The following is a 20,568-nucleotide window of genomic DNA, read 5'->3' as shown; positions in this document are numbered from 1 at the left end:
CGACGTTCACCGCTGCGCCCCACCGGGAGACGACGCCCATGGCACGTGACACCGGGCCGGACTGGAGCGACCGCACGCCGCGCGCGAACGGCCGGCCGCGGGTCATCGTCATCGGCGGCGGCGTCAGCGGCATGGCCGCGGGCGTCTACGGCCAGATGAACGGCATGGACACGCGCATCTTCGAAACCCACGTGCTTCCCGGCGGCTGTTGCACCGCCTGGTCGCGCCAGGGCTACATCTTCGACTACTGCATCGAATGGCTGATCGGCACCGGCGCGGGCAACGACGCCAACCAGATCTGGCGCGAACTCGGCGCGCTCGACGGCAAGACCGTGCGCGATTTCGACATGTTCAACAAAGTCGTCGACGAAAGCGGCCGCTCGGTGATCTTCTACAACGATCCCGACCGGCTCGAACGCCATCTGCTGGAGATCTCGCCGGCCGATCACGCCTTGATCCGCTCGTTCTGCGCCGACCTGCGCCGTTTCATCAAGATCGAGATGTACCCGTTTCTCAAGCCCGATCCGCTCAAGAGCGTGGGCGAGAAACTCAAGACGATCCTGGAAATCCTGCCGGTGTTCCGCCTGTTCTGGCGCAACGCGGCTACGCCGATGCACGCATTCGCCGACAAGTTCACCGATCCGCTGCTACGGCGCGCGTTCCGCAACATCTTCTATCAGGATCCCGAGGGCTTCCCGCTGCTGCCCTACCTCTACAACATGGCCTGCGCCTACAACAACAACGCAGGCTTCCCGCAGGGCGGTTCGTTGGGCCTGTCGCGTTCGATCGAGGAACGCTACAACGCACTCGGCGGCATCATGACCTACCGCGCCCGGGTCGATCGCATCCTGGTCGAGGATGGCCGCGCGGTCGGCGTCGAGCTCAAGGGCGGCGCGCGCCACTACGCCGACTTCGTGGTCTCCGCCGCCGACGGCCACACCACCATCTACGGCATGCTCGAAGGCAAGTACAAGAACGAAACCATCGACACCTTGTACGACGAAATGCTCAACAAGCCCGGCACCCTGTTCCCGGCGGTGGTCTCGGCCTTCGTCGGCCTGCAGGGCGATTTCGATCCCGACGACTCGCACAGCACCACCTACATGCTCAGCGAGGAAGAAGGCGCGCGCCTGCCCGGCGCCATGCAGAACAGCATCGTGGTGCAGTTGCGCTCGCGCTATTCCGACGGCTTCGCCCCGCCCGGGCGTTCGGTGATCCACTGCACCTACTTCAGCGATTTCAACTACTGGCGCACGCTGCGCACCCAAGACCGCAAACGCTACTGGGCAGAAAAGAAACAGGTCGCGCAGTTCGTGCGCGAGTTTCTGCAAAAACGTTATCCGGGGATCGAAGAGCGGATCGAACTGGTCGACGTCGCCTCGCCCGCCACCACCAAGCGCTACACCGGCAACAGCAACGGCAGCATCCTGGCCTGGAAGGCCTTCGGCGATGCCGAAGACCTGGCCAACAAGCTGGTCAACAAAGGCCGCATGCAGTTGCCGGGGCTGGACGGTTTCTACATGGCCGGACAGTGGGTCAGCCTGGGCGGACTGATCCGCGCCGCCTCGTCGGGACGCTTCGTCATGCAGTTCATCTGCAAGGAACTGGGCCGAGAGTTCAAAGCCACGCAAAGCGGTGCTGCCGCACCCTGGCACACAGGAAAGCTCGGCCACTTCCCGCAATTGGATAACACCCCGCCGGAACGGCCGACGCCGCCGCGCCGCGCCGAACCCGCATCGACGCCGGCGCCGGCGTTGGAACAAGTCTCCGCCGTCTGACCGAGCCTAAGGAAGCCAGGACTATGTCGAATACGATGAGCAACAGAGAAAGCATGATCATCATCGGCGCGGGGCTGGGCGGCTTGTCCACCGGCTGCTACGCGCAAATGAACGGTTACAAGACCCAGATCGTCGAGATGCACGAAATCCCCGGCGGTTGCTGCACCGCCTGGGAGCGCGGCGATTTCACCTTCGACTGCTGCATCAGCTGGCTGCTCGGCAACGGCCCGGGCAACGAGATGCACCAGATCTGGATGGAACTGGGCGCGCTGCAAGGCAAGCAGATGCGTCATTTCGACGTGTTCAACATCGTGCGCGCCTCCAACGGCCGAACGATCTACTTCTATTCCGATCCCGATCGCCTGGAAGCGCACCTGCTCGAACACTCGCCGCAAGACGCCAAGCTGATCCGCGATTTCGTCAAGGGCCTGCGCAGCTTCCGCAAGGCGCTGGGGGTGTATCCCTTCCTCAAGCCGGTCGGCCTGATGGGACGCTGGGAACGCTGGAAGATGCTGGCCTCGTTCGTCCCGTACTTCAACTCGATCCGCAAATCGATCAGCGTGTTGATGACCGACTACTCTGCCAAGTTCAAGGATCCGTTCCTGCGCGAAGCCTTCAATTTCATCCTCTACGAAAAGCATCAGAACTTCCCGGTGCTGCCGTTCTACTTCCAGCTCGCCTCACACGCCAACCTGTCCGCGGGCGTGCCTGAGGGCGGCTCGCTGGGCCTGGCCAAGTCGATCGAGGCGCGCTACAAGCGCCTGGGCGGCGAAGTGCAATACAACACCAAGGTCGACGAAATCCTGGTCGAGAACGACCGCGCGATCGGTGTGCGCCTGACCGACGGCCGCGAGATTTTCTCCGACATCGTCGTCTCGGCCGCCGACGGCCACACCACCTTGATGAAGTTCCTCAAGGGAAAATACCTCAACGAGACTTACCGCAAGCTCTATACCGAAACCATCGAAAAGCCCTTGATGGTCTTCCCCGGCTACTTCATCACCTTCCTCGGCCTCAACAAGCCGTTCCCGGAAGGTGAGCCGTGCGCGACCTATCTGCTGGAGGAAGAAGAAGCCGCCGAGATGCTCGGCATCCGCCATCCCAGCATCAACGTGCAGTTCCGCAGCCAGCACTATCCCGAGTTGGCGCCGAAGGATCACAGCATCGTCTACGCCACCTACTTCTGCGACATCGCGCCGTGGCGCGCGCTCAACGAAGGTCCCGAACAGGTCAGCCGGGTGCGCAAGGGCGAGCAACTGCACACCTTACCGGTGCGGCGCGGCCACGAGTACCACGCGGCCAAGCGCAAGGTCAGCAACGCCATGATTCGCCTGCTGGAAAAGCGCTATCCGGGTTTGAAGGATGCGATCACCGTGCGCGACGTCTCCAGCCCGCTCACCCAGGTGCGCTACACCGGCAACTACGACGGCACCGTGCTCGGCTGGCAGCCGTTCGTGGAAAGCGGCGAGACCATGGAGGAGGAGATCAAGAAGAACGGCCCGACCCTGCCCGGCCTGTCCAACTTCTACATCTCCGGCGTGTGGGCCACCACCGGCGGATTGATCCGCGCCGCCGCCGCGGGCCGCCACGTCATGCACTTCGTGTGCAAGGACGACGGCAAGAACTTCGACGCGAGCATCGACGAAACCGCGCCGCCGCCGACCCATTACATCCATCCCGTGGGTCCGTCGCGCCCGGCCTACGCGCCCGCCGCCGGATACCCGCAACTCATCACCACCAGGACCGCCAGCACATGAAGATCGAAAAATGGGTAGTGCGCGAGCATGTCGAGGGCGTTCCGGATGCCGGCCGCATTTACGAAAAGATCGTCGAGGATCTCGATGTCCGACTCGGCGAAGGGCAGATGCTGCTCAAGACCTTGTACGTATCGGTCGACCCGTATCTGCAGGGCATCTGCCTGGACACGCCGATCGGAAATCACATGGGCGCCGATTCGATCATGGAAGTGGTCGAGGCCGATGCCAAGGCGCCGTTCAAAGTCGGCGATCTGGTGCAAGGATTCGGCGGTTGGCGTACGCATTTGGTCAGCGACGGCAAGCCGGCGCTGTGGCAGACCGGTACCTTCCCGATGGTGTTCCCTGCCTATCGCAGACTCGATCCGTCGAACTACGACGAGACCTTGCCGCTGTCGACGGCGCTCGGCGTCATGGGCGGCCCTGGCATGACCGCGTGGGGCACCTTGACCAAGTTCATGCAGGTCAAGCCCGGCGATACCATCGTCATCAGCGGCGCCTCGGGCATGATCGGCAGCCTGGTCGGACAGATGGCCAAGCGCGCCGGCGCGCGCGTGGTCGGCACCGCCGGTTCGACGGAAAAAGCCGAGTACCTCAGCGGCCTGGGCTTCGACGCGATCGTCGATTACAAGCTCAACGATACCCCCGACAAGATGCGCGAAGCACTGCAACAGGCCGCGCCGGGCGGCGTGGACAAGTACTTCGACAGCATCGGCGGCATGGTCACCGACGTGGTGTTTTCCATGCTCAACGTCGACAGCCAGGTCGCGGTGTGCTGGCAGTGGGCGAGCCAGGTCGAACAGGACTACTCCGGGCCGCGCCTGTTGCCGTACATCATGTTTCCACGCGCCACGATCCGCGGCATTTTCTCTTTGGAGTGGTTCACCGAACCCAACTGGCAAGCCTTGCACGAGGATCTGGGCGGCATGATCCGGCGCCAGGAGCTCAGCTGCGCCCACACCATCCGTCAAGGCTTCGATGAAATCCCGCAGGCCTACCAGAGCCTGTTCGTCGGCGGCGCCGGCAACCGCGGCAAGGTGCTGGTCAAGCTTTAGTCCGTTCGCTCGCAACACCGCGTAGCAGGCCCCATCGATTGCGACAGTCCCGCGCGCCGCCCGAGCTCAGGGCGGCGCGCATGGATGGCGCTCGTCACGAGAATCCCCATGTCTCCTGCTCCATCCGATCGCTCCGGCCTCGATCAATCCGGCCTCGAACAACCCTGCGCCGATCAATCCAGCTTTCATCCATCGGACCCGGATCGGCCCACCGCCGCCCGACCCGCTGCGAGTCAACGTGGTTCCAAACGGGTGATGACCGGACTGATGCTGGCGCTGTTTCTGGGCGCCATCGAACAGACCGTCGTCGCCACCGCGCTGCCGGCGATCGTGCGCGATCTGCAAGGTTTCGATCTGATGGGCTGGGCGATCTCGGCATACCTGGTGGCCAGCGCCGCAGCCACGCCGGTGATCGGCAAGCTCGGCGATCTGTACGGACGCCGGATCATGCTGCTGGTGTGCATGGCCGGCTTCCTGCTCGGTTCGGCGCTGTGCGCGCTGGCCGTCAGCATGCCGATGCTGGTGGCCGCGCGCGCCCTGCAGGGCGTCGGCGGCGCGGGCCTGATCATCGTCGCCCAGGCCGCGATCGCGGAAATCGCCGGACCGCGCGATCGCAGCCGCTTCGCTGGTTACTTCGCGATCGTATGGGCGGTGGCGGGCTTGATCGGGCCGCTGCTCGGCGGCGTTCTGACCGATTGGCTGGGGTGGCGCGCGATCTTCTGGATCAATCTGCCGATCGGCCTGCTGGCGCTGTGGGTGGCCTGGCCCGGCCTGCGCGTGTTCACCGCCAGCGGCCGCAGCGGGCGCATCGACTATCTGAGCACGGTGCTGTTCGGTATCGCGACCACCGCGTTCCTGTTCGCCCTGACCTGGGGCGGCGGACGCTATGCCTGGATCTCGCCGCAGGTGTTGGGCCTGTTCGTCTTCGCCGCGTCGATCGGCGCGGCGTTCGCCTGGCGCCAGACGCGCGTCGCCGATCCGGTGATCCCGCCGATGTTCGTGCGCCACCCGGTGATCGGCCCGGCCTTGCTGGTCGGACTGCTGACTTACGGCTTCTACATCGCGGTCGCGGTGCTGATGCCGGCGTACTACCAGATCGGTCTGGGCCTGAGCGCGGCGCACGCCGGCATGCTGTTGATTCCGGCGCTGGTCGGCGGCGCGGTCAGCGCCCTGCTCGGCGGCCGTCATGCCGCGCGCACCGGCGACTTCAAAGGACCGGTGCTGCTGGGGTTTCCGATCGCCGTCGCCGCGCTCGCGGCGATGGGCGTATTCGCTCAGCAATTGACTCCGCTGACCGCGTCCTTGCTGCTGGGCATCGTCGGCTTCGGCATCGGCCCGAGCACGGCGATCATCAACGTCGTCGCGCAGAACGCCGCGCCAGCGCGCGAACTGGGCGTGGTCACCGGCGCCATGGCCTTCGCGCGCACGCTCGGCACCGCGGTCGTGGCGACAGCCGGCACGGCCTTGATCCTGTTGCGTCTGGCCCAGGCCGGGATCGGCGTGACGCCCGGCGCCTCCGGCGCGGAAAGCCTGAGCCGGCTCGCCACCCAGGACTTGTCGCCGGCAGCGCGCGAGCTGTTCCGCGCCGCGTTCGGCGGTTTGTTCTATGCCGCCGCCGCGGGTCTGCTGTTGGCCGCGCTCGTATTCATGAGTATCCGATCGACCCGTCTACGGGTATCGGCCGGCGTTGAGCAGGCCGAGCCCGAATCCGCAGTGGCCGCGGCGGATGCTTGAGCGGATCGGCAACGGCGCGGTCGCCATGGACATGGCGCTCGCGTCTGGCCGTCTTGCAAGATACGCCGCGCCCGATGTCGCCCCGCTTCGCCGAACGCGCCGGCGATCATCGGCGCCGTGATCCCGGCCCGTCGCTCGTCCCCGCATGCCGTGCGTTCGTCCCACTCAAACGCCAGCTCATCGTCAAACCGCTCGCATTGCATCGGTGGGCCTGCTAGGGTCATCACTAGCTAGCGCCAAACGCTGCAGTATCGTGCAATGCCGCGCAGCGCGGCCGGGTTGCCTCCAGGACGGATCAAGGCGCATCGGCGCGTTTTGTGGGACACGCGACACATAACTACTAGCGCCTGCGTGCGCAGCGCCGCCCAGTGCGGCAGATCGACTCGGGACTTCATGAAAACGACACTCGGCGTAGCGCTTACGCCTCCGACTGCGGCTGCGTTGATCGCGGGAGCGTGCGTGCTCGCGGCTGCGTTTCTGCCCTCCTGCCACGCCCGCGCGCCGGACGCGGTCGAACCGCCGCAACTGACCGCGGCGGCTCCGCCTGTCGAACCGGAACCGGCCGCGGCCAAAAACGAAGCCAAACCGATTCCGCCGCCCGCCAAACCGGCGGCGGCGGCGGCGGCGGCGGAAACAGATAACGCGGCGCGAAGTCAGCGTTGAACGCGACCGGGCCTGCGGATTTTCGCGCCCCGCCCATGACTCCGAAAAGCTGTTCCCCTCTTTGAAAAAGGGGGCCAGGGGGATTTGCCTTTGCTGTCGCTAGCAAAAGCAGCAACACCGCGACCTGCGCCCAATCCCCCAGCGCTACCATGCTCGTCCCCACCTCGTGCGGACGCCGGGCGCCGCCCTCTTTTTCAAAGGCGCTGGTATTTGCACCCCTTTACACCACCCGGTCCGCACTCCGCGCCAGCTTGCTGTGGCGAATCCCGTAACCGAAGTACACCACGCAACCGATCAACAGCCAGATCGCGAAACGCTCGAAGGTGATATACGGCAGGCCTGAGATCAGCCACAGCGAAAAACCGATCCCGATCAGCGGCACCCACGGCGACCACGGCGTGCGGAACGGGCGCGGTAGCTCGGGCGAGCGATAACGCAGCACCAGCACCGCGCTGCAGATCACCACGAACGCGCACAGCACGCCGATGTTGACCAGCTTGGCCAACTCCTCCAACGAGAACAGGCCGGCCGCGACCGCCGCCACCGAGCCGGTCAGCCAGGTGGTGCGCCACGGCGTGCGCCAACGCGGGTGCGCCTGTCCGAACCAGCCTGGCAGCAGGCCATCGCGCGAAAGCGCGAACCAGATCCGCGCGCCGGCCAGAAGATTGGCGAAGATCACGCTGGTGATGCCGCATATCGAAGCCAGCGAGATCGCGACCATCACCTTGGGCATCCCGATCGCCGCGAACGCATTGGCCACCGGCGCATCGTTACCCAGCGTGGTGTACGACACGATCCCGGTCAGCACCAGACAGATGCCGATATACAGCGTCATCGCGATGGCCAGCGAGAGCACCACCGCGCGCGGCAGATCGCGCTGCGGATTCACCGCTTCCTCGGCCGCGGTGGTCATCATCTCGTAGCCGAACACGGCGAAGAACACGATCGAAGCGCCGGCTACCACGCCCTCGATGCCGAACGGCATGAACGGCTGCCAGCGCGCCGGATCCACATAAGCCACCCCGGCCGCGATGATCAACACCGCCGCGCCGATCTTGATCGCCACCACCACGGTGTTGAAGCGCGCGCCCCATTCGGTCTTGAACGCCAGCAGCGCGGTGATCGCCAGCGACACGAACACCGCCGGCAGATTCACCACCTGCCCGGCCTTGCCGCCGAACCAGCCGCCTTGCGCCCACAGCGGCAGCGCCACCCCCGCCGCGTCGAGCAAGGCCTGCACGTAACCGGACCAGCCCACCGCGACCACCGCCGCGATCAAAGCGAACTCCAGCAACAGATCCCAGCCGATCAGCCAACCGGCGAACTCGCCGAGCACCGCATAACCGTAGGTGTAGGCGCTGCCCGAAACCGGAATCAGCCCGGCGAATTCGGCGTAGCACAGCGCCGCCGCGGCGCTGGCGATGCCGGCCAGCACGAACGACAGCACCACCGCCGGCCCGGCGGTTCCGGCCGCGACCGTACCGGTCAGCACGAAGATGCCGACTCCGATGATCCCGCCCAGACCGATCGCGGTCAGATGCCACAACCCCAGTACCCGCCGCAATTCGCCGCGCGTGAGCGCTTCGGCCTGCAGTTGTTGCACCGACTTGCGCCGGCTCATGCGCGCGACAAGGTTCATTGCGTCTCCCGCGGTGATGGCGGCCGTCGCTGCGCGACGCGCCTGCCGGCTTCGGAATGCTGGCATCGGTGTTCGCGCCCCGAATAGCGACGGTTCTCGTGTCGGCGTGCGGAAGTCCGCACAAATCGCCGTGCGGTTCACAGTCACTTTTGTGGGAGGACCTTCAGGCCCGACGCTTTTCGTCACGCAGCAGCGCCAACTCACTCCCGGCAGGCATCCGGCTGTGATGGCTCAACCGCGTGGAGCGGCGCAGCAGCAAGCGCCGCCGGGCATTAAGTCAGCCCATGAAATGGATCTGGCCGACCGCATTGGCGCAAGCTCGGGCCTTTCATCCCGTGGACAGCAACCGCCACGCCAGCCACGCCGGAACGCCGAGGTAGAACGCCAAGCGGCCCAGCCATTCCAGCGCGTCGCGCAACGCGGCCGCGTGCGTGGAGCGCAGCGCGATGACCAGTACCGCGATCGTTTCGATCGCGATCCGCAGCACGGCGGCGAACAACATCAAGCCGATCGACCACGACGCCCACCAGATCAGCAAGCCAGTGAGATAGGCCCCGAGCCCGTAGCTGTAGTACTCGCCGAAGGTGCCGCCGAAGGCGATGACCTGATGCAGCCGGAAGGCGACCAGCGCCAGCAGCAGCGGGAACAGCGCGAACTTCACCAAGGGGGGATCGAGCCGGCGCCGGTGCGCGTCCGCGCGGGTCTGGGCCAGATCGGCCCAACCGATCGCGAAGCGGCCCTCCAAGCGAATCGGCGTGCCGGTCGCAGCCAACATGCGCTGCAATGCGTGCGGACGCGTCAGCGCCAGACTCCGCGTCCACCACGGGCCCGCGACCAGGCGCACATCGACGCCGCTGCCCGGCAGTGGAATGCGCCAAGGTCGCAGCGCGGCGATCGACTCCACCGGAAGTTCGATCCGTTGCCGGCGTTGATCCAGCACCAACAGCGAACCGGTGACGCACAATCGCGCGACGAACGCACGCTCGATCGCCCAAGCGACCACGGCCGGCGCCAGCACCGCCCCGGCGAACAGCCGCAACTGCGACAAGGACTGAATCTGCAGGCCGATGCGGGCCAGCATGTCGAAGGCCAGCCACACCAGCCCCACGCCCGCACACAGCCTCAGCGCGCCGGTCAGCGCTCGCCAGAACGGCGTGAGCACCACCACCTCGATGGCCGCTTCCACCTCCGGCACAGCGACGGCACGGCGACGCACTGCCTGCCACGCCGCCAGCGCCGCCAACGCGAGCAGGAACGCCGCACCCGCGCGCCCCACCCAATCGCCCCAACGCACCATCAAGGTCGGCGACGGATCGCGCGCGCTGACGAAGGCGGTCAGCACGGCCTGGTCGCCGATCGAAGTGCTCGCGAGCACCTCGCCGGTATCGTCGATGATCGCGCTCAGTCCGTTGGTGGTGACGCGCACCTGCGGCAACCGCGTTTCGATGCTGCGAAACGCCGCGACCGCCAGATGCAGGCGCGCGCCGACCGGATACTCGGTAAACCAGGAATCGTTGGAGATGCCGACGATGGCTTGCGCCCCGAGCCGCGCGCCGTCGATCGCGAGGTCGCTATGCACGTCGTCCAGGCAGATCAGCGGCATCACGTTGACTTCGCGCCCGTCCGCGCTGCGCAGCGGCAGCACGCGCGCGCCGTTACCCGGACGCCAACTGCCGGTCCACGGCAGCCAACTCCGCAACCGCGGCCCATCCAGCCAACGCGGCACGTATTCGGTCAGCGGGAACGGATGGGTCTTGCGATAGACGCCGAGCAGGCCTTTGCCGGGTTCCAGGAACGCGGCCGCGTTGTATTCGCCCTGCCCGTCGCGATCGTAAGTGCCGAACACCAAGGGCACGCCCGCCGCATCGACGAAGCCCTGGATCTCGCGGTCCAGCGCGGCGCCGTCTTCGCTGCGCGGGCTGCCGAAGGTGGTGGGATACACGGTCTCCGACCACAGCAGCACGTCGGCGCCGTGATCGCGGATCGCCGACCACGAGAGCGAGTAATGCGTGTCGAGCACGCGCCGGACCACGGCATAAGCGCCAATCTCTTTGCGCAAGCGCTCATAGTCGGTGATGCTGGCCTGAACCATGCCGACGCGCAGCGTCGGCGCATCATCGACCGCGGGCACCTGCAAGGCCGCGCGCCGCGCCATGCCGTAACCGGCCATGCACACGACGATGAACGCTCCCAACGCGAGCGGCCGCAGCAGCACGCGCATGCCGCGATCGCGGCGTTCGATGGCCAGGGCCACCGCTTCGTTGACCAGCAACAGCAACACGGTGATGCCCGTGGCGCCGCCGAGGTCGCCGACTTGTCGCAGCACGGCGGACGGAAACAAGCCGTGACCCAGCGTATCGCCCAACATCTTGGGCACCAGCCACTCACAGGCCACCCACGCCGATGCCGCGGCCAGCGCGCGCAGCGCCGGCCCGTAACGGCGCCCCGCCCACTGACGCACCAGTGCGAAGGCGATGAATTGCGGCTGCAGCAACGGCGCGAATACCAGCAGCACCACCATCGCCGTCGGCGCACCGACCCCGGTGTAGGCGCCGATCGCCGCGCCGAACCAGTAAAAAACCGCCGCTGCGAAGGCGATGCTCATCAACGCGCCGTTCGCCAGCATGCGCAACGCCGTCGTGTCGGTGTTGAGCGCCAGCAGCCACGGCACCAGCGCGACGAAACCCAGGCCCCAGGCGAGACCGCCACGAGCGTACAGGCCGAGCAGCACAGCAGTGGCGAGGATGCCGGCGAGGCTACGCCAGCGGGACGGGGACAACCGCTCCTGGGTCAAATCGAAACACTCCGTGTAGCGGTGTCAGCGCGGGGGAATCGGGATCTGGGGAATCGGCATCTGGGGAATCCGGATCTGCCGCTGCGGCATTCCGGGCGGCGCGAGTTCCGGCGGCACGATCCGGTCGGCCGGCATCGCGATGGGCCGGCCCCGCGCGTCGTACAAGGTGAAACCGGGCGCGAACATCAGCATCGGCTCGATCGGCACGCCCTCGTCGGTCACCTGATGATGGCGGACATAGCCTTCGGGCAGATCGAAATTTTCCGGCACCGCCAGCCCGACCAGCGGCGGGCTGGTCCCGGGCGGGTTGAACGCGCCCAGGCCCGTGCGCACGCCAGCCTGCTGCAAGGCCTCGATGACTTGCGCGCCGGTGGGCTCTGGATCGCCGGGTTGGAAGTAAGCGGCCAGATCGTCGGGATCGTTGCTCGGCATGGCCGGCGGCTCCTGCAGCGACGTAGATTGCCGCGCGGGGCTGGTGGATGCGGACCGGCCGTCCACCGCACCGACCGCCATGTCGCGATCCATACCGGCCTGCGCGACGGCGGTGTTCGGATCTCGCACCGGTGGTTCGCGCATCCACCACCACCCTGCCAGCGCGACGACGACCACGACGACGGCGACCACCCACGGCAGCCTGCCGCCGCGGGCGGTGCGCGTCTTCGCGATCACACGCATGCCCTCGCCGTCCGCGCGGGACGACGGGGCATGCGGATGGCGGCGCTTGGCCACGGCTGGATCGTCCGTCGGACTCGTCGGTCAGGGGTTGGCCGGCTGATAGACGGACAACGCCCAGCCCATGCGCTCGTGCCCGTACTGGTTCCAGATCGGGTTGCGGCCATTGGTGAAGCTGGAGTAACGCGGCGCACCGCTGCCGGTGGTCCCGCCCCAGAGTCCGGCCGACACCGTGCCGCCGGTGTAAGTCGGGTGGGTATCGTCGGACTGGATGTAGTCGAACGAACTGGAGGACGACACGAGCTTGGTGTTGGCGTCGCGCAAGGTCGCACGCAAAGTGACCGCGGTGCGGTTGATGTAGCTGGCCTCGCTTTCGCCGAGCACGTAGCGCAGCGCGTCGGAATCGGTCTGACCGTCGCCGTTGCTGTCGTAGTCCGCGCCCATGTACTGGGCGAAACTGTCCACGCACTTGAAGCCCTTCTGGCTGGCGTACTCGCACATCCAGTAGTTCATCTTGGCGATCGCGGGCAAGAAGCGGTCGCGCATGTTCACCGTCTGGCCGGTGCCCGCATCCCGACACGCGCTCTGCACGTTGTCGGCGTTGTAGCCGGGGTAGTACAGATTGGAAATCACCTTGAGCCGGGTGTTGGCGTGCGCATTGGCGTTGATGTAGTCCATCGCCGCCACCACATAGGTCTTGCAGGAATTGATCGCCGCATCCATCCCGCTGTAGTCGCAGGTTCCGGTCTGCGCCTTGAACGCCGATCGCGCCTGCAGGCCGTCGTTGCCGCACATCTCGAAACTCACCACACGGGTGGAAGCGGCCTGCATGTAGGAACGCTCGGCCACGATCTTGTTTTCGTAGACGTCGCGCGCCACCGCGCCGGACTTGGCGCGGCGCACGCTTTCGATATCGGCATTCCAGCGCGCCGAAAGGTACTCGGCATCCACGGTCGGCGCCGCGTATTTGCCCGCATTGCTGATCGAGCCGTTGTAGCCGGCGAAGATCGAATCGCCGTAGGCGACGGCTCGATACGTGGTGCTGGTCCCGGCCCGGTCGATGGTCCACGACACGTTCTGGTTGAGGGTGTTGGCCATGGCCGGGGCCGCGAGCGCGAGCAGCGCCACAGCCGGGAGCCACCGCCCCGCGGTATTGCGGAACAGAGTCTTCATCCTTAATGCCCCTTGGAGATGATGTGCGCGGCGAACACCCGTTGGTGTCCGATGAAAAAACGCGGGAGCCACTTCACAAGCCCAATCAAGCCCAATCAAGCCCAATCAAACCCAATCCAAGCTCGATTCGGGCCCGATCGACGACGAGGACGCCCAGACCGTTGCGGCATCGCTCCTCTTGCCATCGCCCCCGGACGCTAGCGTACGGTTCCAGGCACAAGCAATGTGCGCTGCAACAGCCACGCCGGGCTGCATCACGTTTTCGCACTTGGCGTGTGCAGATAAACCGTACTCAGGAAAAAAAGCGCGATCTACCTGCACCTGTCTAACTGAGGAAAGTTGCCTGGGCTCCGCGAAAACGACTTCATGACCGTATTCAACCAGCAGCCCTGATCGCCGGCAGGCAGCTCCAGCTCCAGCCGTCGATGCGCGTCCGATCAACCACATCGCGCATCGATCAGCAGTGGCAGATCGATACGGGCCTCCTTGAAGGCTTGCAGCTCGAATCGTCGGCAGCGAGGAACACTTCCCCAGGAACCAGAGCCCCGTAGCACGCCGCAAGGTGCACAGTGTGGCCCCGGTCGTCCGCCAGCGACGGTCCGGCACGGATCGGCCGTCAAGTCATCGAAATCTCGACGTCGTGACCAATGAAACCAGGCGCTCGCGTCCAACACCCAGGCCTTCCTTCCGACAGCACCTACGGCGATCGGCGGCTCCAGCCGGCGCCGGCGGAATAACGGCGGTTGCCGTGCCCGGATGCGCATTCGCAACCGTCGCGATGAACCGCCCGTTCCGCGGCCGGCCCCAGCCTTCCCGGGCACTCGGCTACCATTGCAGTCCACGCCGCCGGCACGCCCGTCCCGGTCTCGGCTCCGGTCTTCCGCAATCCCCCTTCGATTCCGCTAAATGTCTGATTCTTCTGTAAAGCCGTCGCCGGCCAACGGCTCGGCCGAACACACCCCGCTGATGAAGCAGTTCTTCGCCGCCAAGGCGGAGCACCCCGATGTGCTGCTGTTTTTCCGCATGGGCGATTTCTACGAATTGTTCTACGACGACGCGCGCAAGGCCGCGCGTCTGCTCGACATCACCCTGACCCAGCGCGGCGCCTCGGCCGGCCAGCCGATCCCGATGGCCGGCGTGCCGCACCATTCGGCCGAAGGCTATCTGGCGCGCCTGGTCGCGCTGGGCGAATCGGTGGCGATCTGCGAACAGATCGGCGACCCGGCGCTGGCCAAGGGCATCGTCGAACGCAAGGTCGTGCGCGTGATCACCCCGGGCACGGTCACCGACGAGGCGCTGCTCAACGAGCGCCGCGACACCTTGCTGATGGCGGTGTCGCGCGGCAAGAACGGTTGGGGCCTGGCCTGGGCCGACCTCGCCGCGGGCCGCTTCCTGGTCAACGAAGTCGCCAGCGAGGACGCGCTGGAAGCCGAAATCGCGCGGCTGGAGCCGGCCGAAGTGCTGATGCCCGACGAAGACGGCTGGGCGCCGTTCCTGGCGCAACGCAACGGCATGCGCCGCCGGCCGCCGTGGCTGTTCGACGTCGACAGCGGCCGCCGCCAGTTGCTGCGTTTCTTCGGCCTGCACGATCTGTCCGGCTTCGGCCTGGAAGACAAACCGCTGGCGACCGCCGCGGCGGCCGCGCTGCTGGGCTATGTCGAAGAAACCCAGAAACAGCGCCTGCCGCACCTGACTTCGATCGCGATCGAATCGGGCGACGGCGCGATCGCGATGAACGCCGCCACCCGCCGCCATCTGGAACTCGACAGCCGCATCGACGGCGACAGCCGCACCACCCTGCTCGGCGTGCTCGACAGCACGGTCACGCCGATGGGCGGCCGCCTGCTGCGGCGCTGGCTGCATCGGCCGCTGCGCGATCGCGACGTGCTGCGCCATCGCCACCAGGCCGTGGCCACGCTGATCGAAAGCCACGCCGGCGACGACGTACGCGAACGTTTCCGCGCGCTCGGCGATCTGGAGCGCATCCTCTCGCGCATCGCCCTGCGCAGCGCGCGTCCGCGCGACCTGTCGACGTTGCGCGACGGCCTGGGCCTGCTGCCGGACGTGCGCAAGATCCTCGCGCCGCTCGATGCCCCGCGCCTGGCCGAACTGTGCGCCTCGCTGGGCGAACACGATGCGCATGCGCATCTGCTGGCCGAAGCGATCGTGCCGCAGCCGCCGGTGCTGGCCCGCGACGGCGGCGTGTTCGCCGCCGGTTTCGACGCCGAACTCGACGAACTGCGCACGCTGTCGACCAACGCCGATCAGTTCCTGATCGACCTGGAAGCGCGCGAACGCGCCAGCAGCGGCATTCCCACACTCAAGGTCGGCTACAACCGGGTCCACGGTTACTACCTGGAAATCAGCAAGGCCCAGGCCGAAAAAGCGCCGACCCACTACACCCGCCGGCAGACGCTCAGCAACGCCGAGCGCTACATCACCGAAGAGCTCAAGCAGTTCGAGGACAAGGTGCTGTCGGCGCGCGAACGCTCGCTGGCGCGCGAGCGGCTGCTGTACGAACAACTGCTCGACGCGCTCAACGAACAACTCGAACCGCTCAAGCGCTGCGCCGCCGGGCTGTCGGAACTGGACGTGCTGTGCGGCTTCGCCGAACGCGCCGCGTCGCTGGATTGGTCGCGCCCGGAGTTGGCCGAATCGGCGGGCCTGCGCATCGAACGCGGCCGCCATCCGGTGGTCGAGGCGGTACGCAACGAACCGTTCGAACCCAACGATCTGATCCTCGACGAAGACAACGGCCGCCGCATGCTGGTCATCACCGGTCCGAACATGGGCGGTAAGTCGACCTACATGCGCCAGAACGCGCTGATCGTGCTGCTCGCCCACATCGGCAGCTTCGTGCCGGCCTCGCGCGCGCTGATCGGACCGATCGACCGCATCCTGACCCGCATCGGCGCCGGCGACGACCTTGCCCGCGGCCAGTCAACCTTCATGGTCGAGATGAGCGAAACCAGCTACATCCTGCACCACGCCACCGACCAGTCGCTGGTGCTGATGGACGAGATCGGCCGCGGCACTTCGACCTACGACGGTCTGGCCCTGGCCGAAGCCTGCGCGCGCCACCTGGCCCACAGCAACCGCGCCTACACCTTGTTCGCCACGCACTACTTCGAACTCACCGCGCTGGCCGAACCCGGCAACGGCATCGCCAACGTGCATCTGGATGCGGTGGAGCATCACGATAAAAACGGGGGCGACCAGTTGGTGTTCATGCACGCGGTCAAGGACGGCCCGGCCGATCGCAGCTTCGGCCTGCAGGTGGCCGCCTTGGCCGGGCTGCCCAAGTCGGTGGTCAAACAGGCGCGCGGGCGTCTGATCGAACTGGAACAACAAGGCCGCGAAACGCCCAAGCCGTCCTTCGCCAAGGCCGCGCTGGACGCGCCGCAGCAGTTCGGCCTGTTCGCCGCGCCGTCCTCGGCCGCGCTGGATGCGCTGGCGGAAGTCGACCCGGATGAACTGACCCCGAAGCAGGCGTTGGAAGCGTTGTATCGGATCAAGGCGCTGGTCTGATCCGCAGCCGCTACGGGCCGTGGCACCCAGATTGCCGCAGCCCTGGTGGTGCCCGCATAAACCATGAGGTCTATTGTGGGAGGGGCTTCAGCCCCGACGCTTTTCGGTCGGGTCGCGATGTAGTGCGGCCCGCTGCGGCCGGAGACAAGAGCGTCGGGGCTGAAGCCCCTCCCACAATAGACCTCGTGGTTCCTCTGCGCAGTGCGCTACGCGCATCGCACTGCCCGCAGCGACCGACCCGCTAAACTGTCGCCCGGAACGGACACCGGAGCGCCTGTGGAAGCCTTGTTATTCGTCGTCGGCCTGGTCGCGGGCTTGATCCTCGCCCGCCTTTATCGCACCGAACCCAAAGCCGCCGTCGCGCTCGCCGCCGCTTCCGTGCCGGATGCCGCCGAGGCTTCGGTCGGGAAAGACGAAGAACAGGCCACGGCGCCGGTTGAAACGGCTTCGGACAGTAGCGAATCGCCGCAAGATCGACTTTTTCGGTTAGTCCGCGAAATCGACGCCGTCGACGAGCGCATCCAGCGCCCGCAGGATCTGCTGGCCCTGCCCGAGTTCCACCAAGGCGTGGACTTGGTCGCCAGTGACGCCTTCAGCGGCGAGGACCTGCTGCGCCAACTCGGCGGCACCGGCTACGTGCTGCAATCGATGATCACCAAGGCCTTGCCGCGGCGCGACGACATCCTGCCCGAATCGGTGATCGAGCACGCCGGCCAGTTCGGCGGCTACCCGCTGCATTTCTTGATCGAGTACCTGCGCACGCTCGACACCGGCGAGGACCTGCCCAAGCTGATGCGCCACGCGCAGCCGTGGTGGTGGGATTTCGCGCCGGTGCGGCAACAGCTGCGCGACTACCTGCAATGGGCCGGCGGATTCGGTTACGCCCCGCCGGCGCCCGCGCTCGACGAAATGGAGGAGAACAACGCCACCCAGTTGCGCGAGACCCTCAAGCGCTTCGCCTCGCCGCTGCTGGAGCCGTTGCTGGAACAGGTCGAGCTCGCCGCCAGCGCGCGTCGCGAAGGCCGCGTGCTCGGCGCCTTCGGCCGGGTCAACGCCGCGCCCAAGCCGCAGGTGCGCATTCCCCACGAGGCGCAGAGCCGCCAGCTCGATCGTCTGTACGAATTGCTGAACGGCGATCCGGCCGCATCCGTGCTGGTCTCCGGCGAACACGGCGTCGGCAAGACCGTGCTGATCGACCAGCTGTGCGAACGCCTGCGCGGCGAAGGTTGGCTGTTGTTCGAAGCCTCGGCCGCGGAGATCCTGTCCGGCCAGGTCTACATCGGCGAATTGGAAGCGCGCGTGCGCGAAATGCTGTCGGTGCTCAACCGCAAGCGCGCGTTGTGGCGCGCGCCGGAGTTCTTCGATCTGCTCAACAAGGGCTCGCACAAGCACGATCCGCACGGCGTGCTCGATCTGTTGCTGCCGGCGATCGAACGCGGCCAGTTGCTGGTGATCGGCGAGATCACGCCGCGCCAGTTGGCGCAGTTGCTGGTCGCCCGTTCGGTGATCAAGCATCACTTCGAAATCCTCAACGTCGCGCCGATCGAAGCGGCGGCGTTGGAACCCATCGCCGCCGAATGGGCGCGCGTGGAAGGCGAACGCCTCGGCCGCCCGGTCGCCGACGCGCGCACCCTGGGCGAAGCCGCGCGCATGGCCGCGCAGTATTTCCCCGAACAGCAAGAACCCGGCCGGTTGCTGCGCCTGCTCGGCGATGCCCTGCAGGCGGCCTGCGCGCAGGAACCGCCGCAGTTGCCGCTCGACGCCGAACGCCTGCTGGCGACCATCGCCCAGCGCAGCGGCCTGCCGCTGGACGTCATCGACGATCGCCAGAGCCTGGACCTGGAACGCCTGCGCGCGTTCTTCCGCCAGCGGGTGATCGGCCAGGACGAAGCCGTCGACGCCCTGCTCGACCGCATCGCCCTGCTCAAGGCCGGCCTGACCGACAACGGCCGGCCGATCGGCGTGTTCCTGTTCGCCGGTCCCACCGGCACCGGCAAGACCGAACTGGCCAAGGCGCTGGGCGAATTGCTGTTCGGCAGCGACGAACGCCTGCTGCGCCTGGACATGAGCGAGTTCCAGTCCGAAGACTCGGCCTGGCGCCTGACCGCCGACGAAGGCGGCGCCAGCGGCGTGCGCTCGCTGACCTCGCGCATCCGCGAGCAGCCGTTCTCGGTGGTGTTGCTCGACGAATTCGAAAAAGCCCATCCCAAGGTCTGGGATCTGTTCTTGCAGGTGTTCGACGACGCGCGCCTGAGCGATCGCAGCGGCCACACCGCCGACTTCCGCCACAGCATCATCATCCTGACCAGCAATGTCGGCTCGACCATTTCGCGCAGCGCCGGCCCGGGCTTCACCTCGGTGCGCGGCGGTTATTCGCGCGACGCGGTGGAGAAGGCGTTGTTCGAAACCTTCCGCCGCGAATTCATCAACCGGCTCGACCGGGTGGTGCTGTTCAATCCGCTCGACCGCAGCCTGATGCGCGAGATCCTGCACAAGGAACTCGGCCGCGTGCTGACCCGGCGCGGCCTGCGCAATCGCGACTGGTCGGTGGAATGGGAGCCCTCGGCGATCGAGTTCCTGCTCGACCGCGGCTTCACTCCCGACCTGGGCGCGCGGCCGTTGCGGCGCGCGATCGAGCATTATTTGCTCGCGCCGCTGGCGCGCAGCATCGTCGAACACCGCGCGCCGCAGGGCGACCAGTTCCTGTTCGTGCGCAGCGCCGGCGACAAGCTCGAGGTCGAATTCATCGACCCCGAGCGTTCGCTCGCTGCGCCGCCGGCCACCGGCACCGGGCCCGAACCCGCCCGCGAAAGCGACGACCTGCGCGATCTGGTGTATGCGCCGGCCACCGATACCGACGCGGTCGCGCGCCTGGACGCGCGGCTGGCGGCGCTGGAGGACCTGGTGCTGGGCCTGCAATGGCGCGGCGAGCGCGAGGCCGACTACGCGCGCATGTCCGCGTCGGAGTTCTGGAACTCGGCCGAACGCCACGGCGTGCTCGACCGGATCGAACGCCGCGACCGCATCGAAAGCGCGCTCGACACCGCCGTGCGCATGCACCAACGGCTCAGCCGCGACGGCGGCAACGCCAGCTTCGCCCAATCGCTGACCCAACTGCTGTTCCTGCTGGGGCTGGCGGTGGACGCGCTGCGTGCGCAGCGGCCGCAGGATGCGCTGGTGGAGATCGACATCAGCGAGTCGGCGCAGCAACGCCACGGCGACGACCTGCGCCTGTGGTGGCAACGCGTGCTCGCCATGTACCAGGGCTGGGCGCAGCGCCGCAACATGCGCGTACAGGTGCTGCGCGAGGATCGCGAGCGCTGCAGCGCGTGGCTGGCGGTCAGCGGTTTCGGCGCGTTCGACCTGCTGGAGAACGAATCGGGCCTGCACATTTTCGAGGGCAAGGTCGACGACACCACCCATCGCGTGTCGGTGCTGGTGCAGGTCGCGCCCGATCTTCCCGGCCGGCCGCGCCAATCGCAGGGCGCGCCGGAGGGCGAACGTCGGATCTGCCGCCGCTATCGCCAGGCGCCCTCGCCCTTGGTGCGCGACGGCATGCGCGGCTGGCGCAGCGGCCGCCTCGACCGGGTGCTGGCCGGCGAGTTCGATGTGATGCGCGAGGATTGAGGCGACGGGTGGGCGTTTGCGGCGTCGCGCCACAACGCCGCCGTAGTCGTAGTGTCGCGGTCGCGGCTCGCGCCGCTCCTACATGGGCTACCTGTAGGAGCGGCGCGAGCCGCGACCGCGCAAGCAGCCGATCACGACGCCAATCGATGTC

General features: G+C 66.9%; 10 protein-coding genes. 6 read left to right on the top strand and 4 right to left on the bottom strand.

The window, feature by feature from the left end; translation table 11 throughout:
- Positions 1-38 precede the first annotated feature (38 nt).
- The 4 genes from ACTOWJ_RS17700 (at position 39) to ACTOWJ_RS17685 (ending at position 6,321) form a co-directional block, all read left to right on the top strand.
- The gene (locus tag ACTOWJ_RS17700; RefSeq protein ID WP_441335939.1) at positions 39-1,778 is read left to right on the top strand and encodes a phytoene desaturase family protein; all 1,740 of its coding nucleotides are present in this window, start codon (positions 39-41) and stop codon (positions 1,776-1,778) included.
- Positions 1,779-1,801: 23 nt separating this feature from the next.
- Positions 1,802-3,535 carry a phytoene desaturase family protein gene (locus ACTOWJ_RS17695; RefSeq protein ID WP_441335938.1) on the top strand — a complete coding sequence of 578 codons (1,734 nt, stop codon included), beginning with the start codon at positions 1,802-1,804 and terminating at the stop codon, positions 3,533-3,535.
- On the top strand, positions 3,532-4,587 hold the full coding sequence (locus ACTOWJ_RS17690; protein WP_441335937.1) for an MDR family NADP-dependent oxidoreductase: 1,056 nt from the start codon (positions 3,532-3,534) through the stop codon (positions 4,585-4,587). The genes ACTOWJ_RS17695 and ACTOWJ_RS17690 overlap by 4 nt, the downstream gene beginning before the upstream one ends.
- Positions 4,588-4,842: 255 nt before the next feature.
- Positions 4,843-6,321 (top strand): MFS transporter, encoded by a 1,479-nt coding sequence (locus ACTOWJ_RS17685; protein ID WP_441335936.1) that lies wholly within the window; start codon positions 4,843-4,845, stop codon positions 6,319-6,321.
- 883 nt (positions 6,322-7,204) lie between these two features.
- On the opposite strand, the gene ACTOWJ_RS17680 is transcribed toward ACTOWJ_RS17685, so the two are convergent.
- From ACTOWJ_RS17680 to ACTOWJ_RS17665, 4 genes are all read right to left on the bottom strand, one after another.
- The gene (locus tag ACTOWJ_RS17680) at positions 7,205-8,623 is read right to left on the bottom strand and encodes an amino acid permease (RefSeq protein WP_441335935.1); all 1,419 of its coding nucleotides are present in this window, start codon (positions 8,621-8,623) and stop codon (positions 7,205-7,207) included.
- A 328-nt stretch (positions 8,624-8,951) separates the two neighbouring features.
- Positions 8,952-11,402: an apolipoprotein N-acyltransferase gene (gene lnt, locus ACTOWJ_RS17675; protein WP_441335934.1), complete on the bottom strand. Its 2,451-nt coding sequence runs from the start codon at positions 11,400-11,402 to the stop codon at positions 8,952-8,954.
- Positions 11,403-11,441: 39 nt separating this feature from the next.
- Positions 11,442-12,146, bottom strand: coding sequence for a hypothetical protein (locus tag ACTOWJ_RS17670; RefSeq protein WP_441335933.1), 705 nt, complete (start codon positions 12,144-12,146; stop codon positions 11,442-11,444).
- A gap of 27 nt (positions 12,147-12,173) precedes the next feature.
- Positions 12,174-13,262, bottom strand: coding sequence for a hypothetical protein (locus ACTOWJ_RS17665; RefSeq protein WP_441335932.1), 1,089 nt, complete (start codon positions 13,260-13,262; stop codon positions 12,174-12,176).
- A gap of 906 nt (positions 13,263-14,168) precedes the next feature.
- Here ACTOWJ_RS17665 and mutS point away from each other — a divergent pair.
- Entirely contained in the window at positions 14,169-16,790 is a 2,622-nt protein-coding gene (gene mutS / locus ACTOWJ_RS17660) for a DNA mismatch repair protein MutS (RefSeq protein ID WP_441335931.1), read from the top strand.
- A gap of 276 nt (positions 16,791-17,066) precedes the next feature.
- Positions 17,067-20,417 carry an AAA family ATPase gene (locus ACTOWJ_RS17655; protein ID WP_441335930.1) on the top strand — a complete coding sequence of 1,117 codons (3,351 nt, stop codon included), beginning with the start codon at positions 17,067-17,069 and terminating at the stop codon, positions 20,415-20,417.
- Positions 20,418-20,568 lie beyond the last annotated feature (151 nt).

The sequence above is a fragment of the Lysobacter sp. CA199 genome (assembly GCF_052078715.1).
In the GTDB taxonomy this organism is placed as follows: domain Bacteria; phylum Pseudomonadota; class Gammaproteobacteria; order Xanthomonadales; family Xanthomonadaceae; genus Lysobacter.
Note: the sequence above shows the minus strand (reverse complement) of the source record. Positions and strands in the feature narration are given on the sequence as shown.

Coding starts and splice junctions, on each gene's coding strand:
- ACTOWJ_RS17700 (WP_441335939.1), top strand. CDS start 39: ATGGCACGTGACACCGGGCCGGACTGGAGCGACCGCACGCCGCGCGCG.
- ACTOWJ_RS17695 (WP_441335938.1), top strand. CDS start 1,802: ATGTCGAATACGATGAGCAACAGAGAAAGCATGATCATCATCGGCGCG.
- ACTOWJ_RS17690 (WP_441335937.1), top strand. CDS start 3,532: ATGAAGATCGAAAAATGGGTAGTGCGCGAGCATGTCGAGGGCGTTCCG.
- ACTOWJ_RS17685 (WP_441335936.1), top strand. CDS start 4,843: ATGACCGGACTGATGCTGGCGCTGTTTCTGGGCGCCATCGAACAGACC.
- ACTOWJ_RS17680 (WP_441335935.1), bottom strand. CDS start 8,623: ATGAACCTTGTCGCGCGCATGAGCCGGCGCAAGTCGGTGCAACAACTG.
- ACTOWJ_RS17665 (WP_441335932.1), bottom strand. CDS start 13,262: ATGAAGACTCTGTTCCGCAATACCGCGGGGCGGTGGCTCCCGGCTGTG.
- mutS (WP_441335931.1), top strand. CDS start 14,169: ATGTCTGATTCTTCTGTAAAGCCGTCGCCGGCCAACGGCTCGGCCGAA.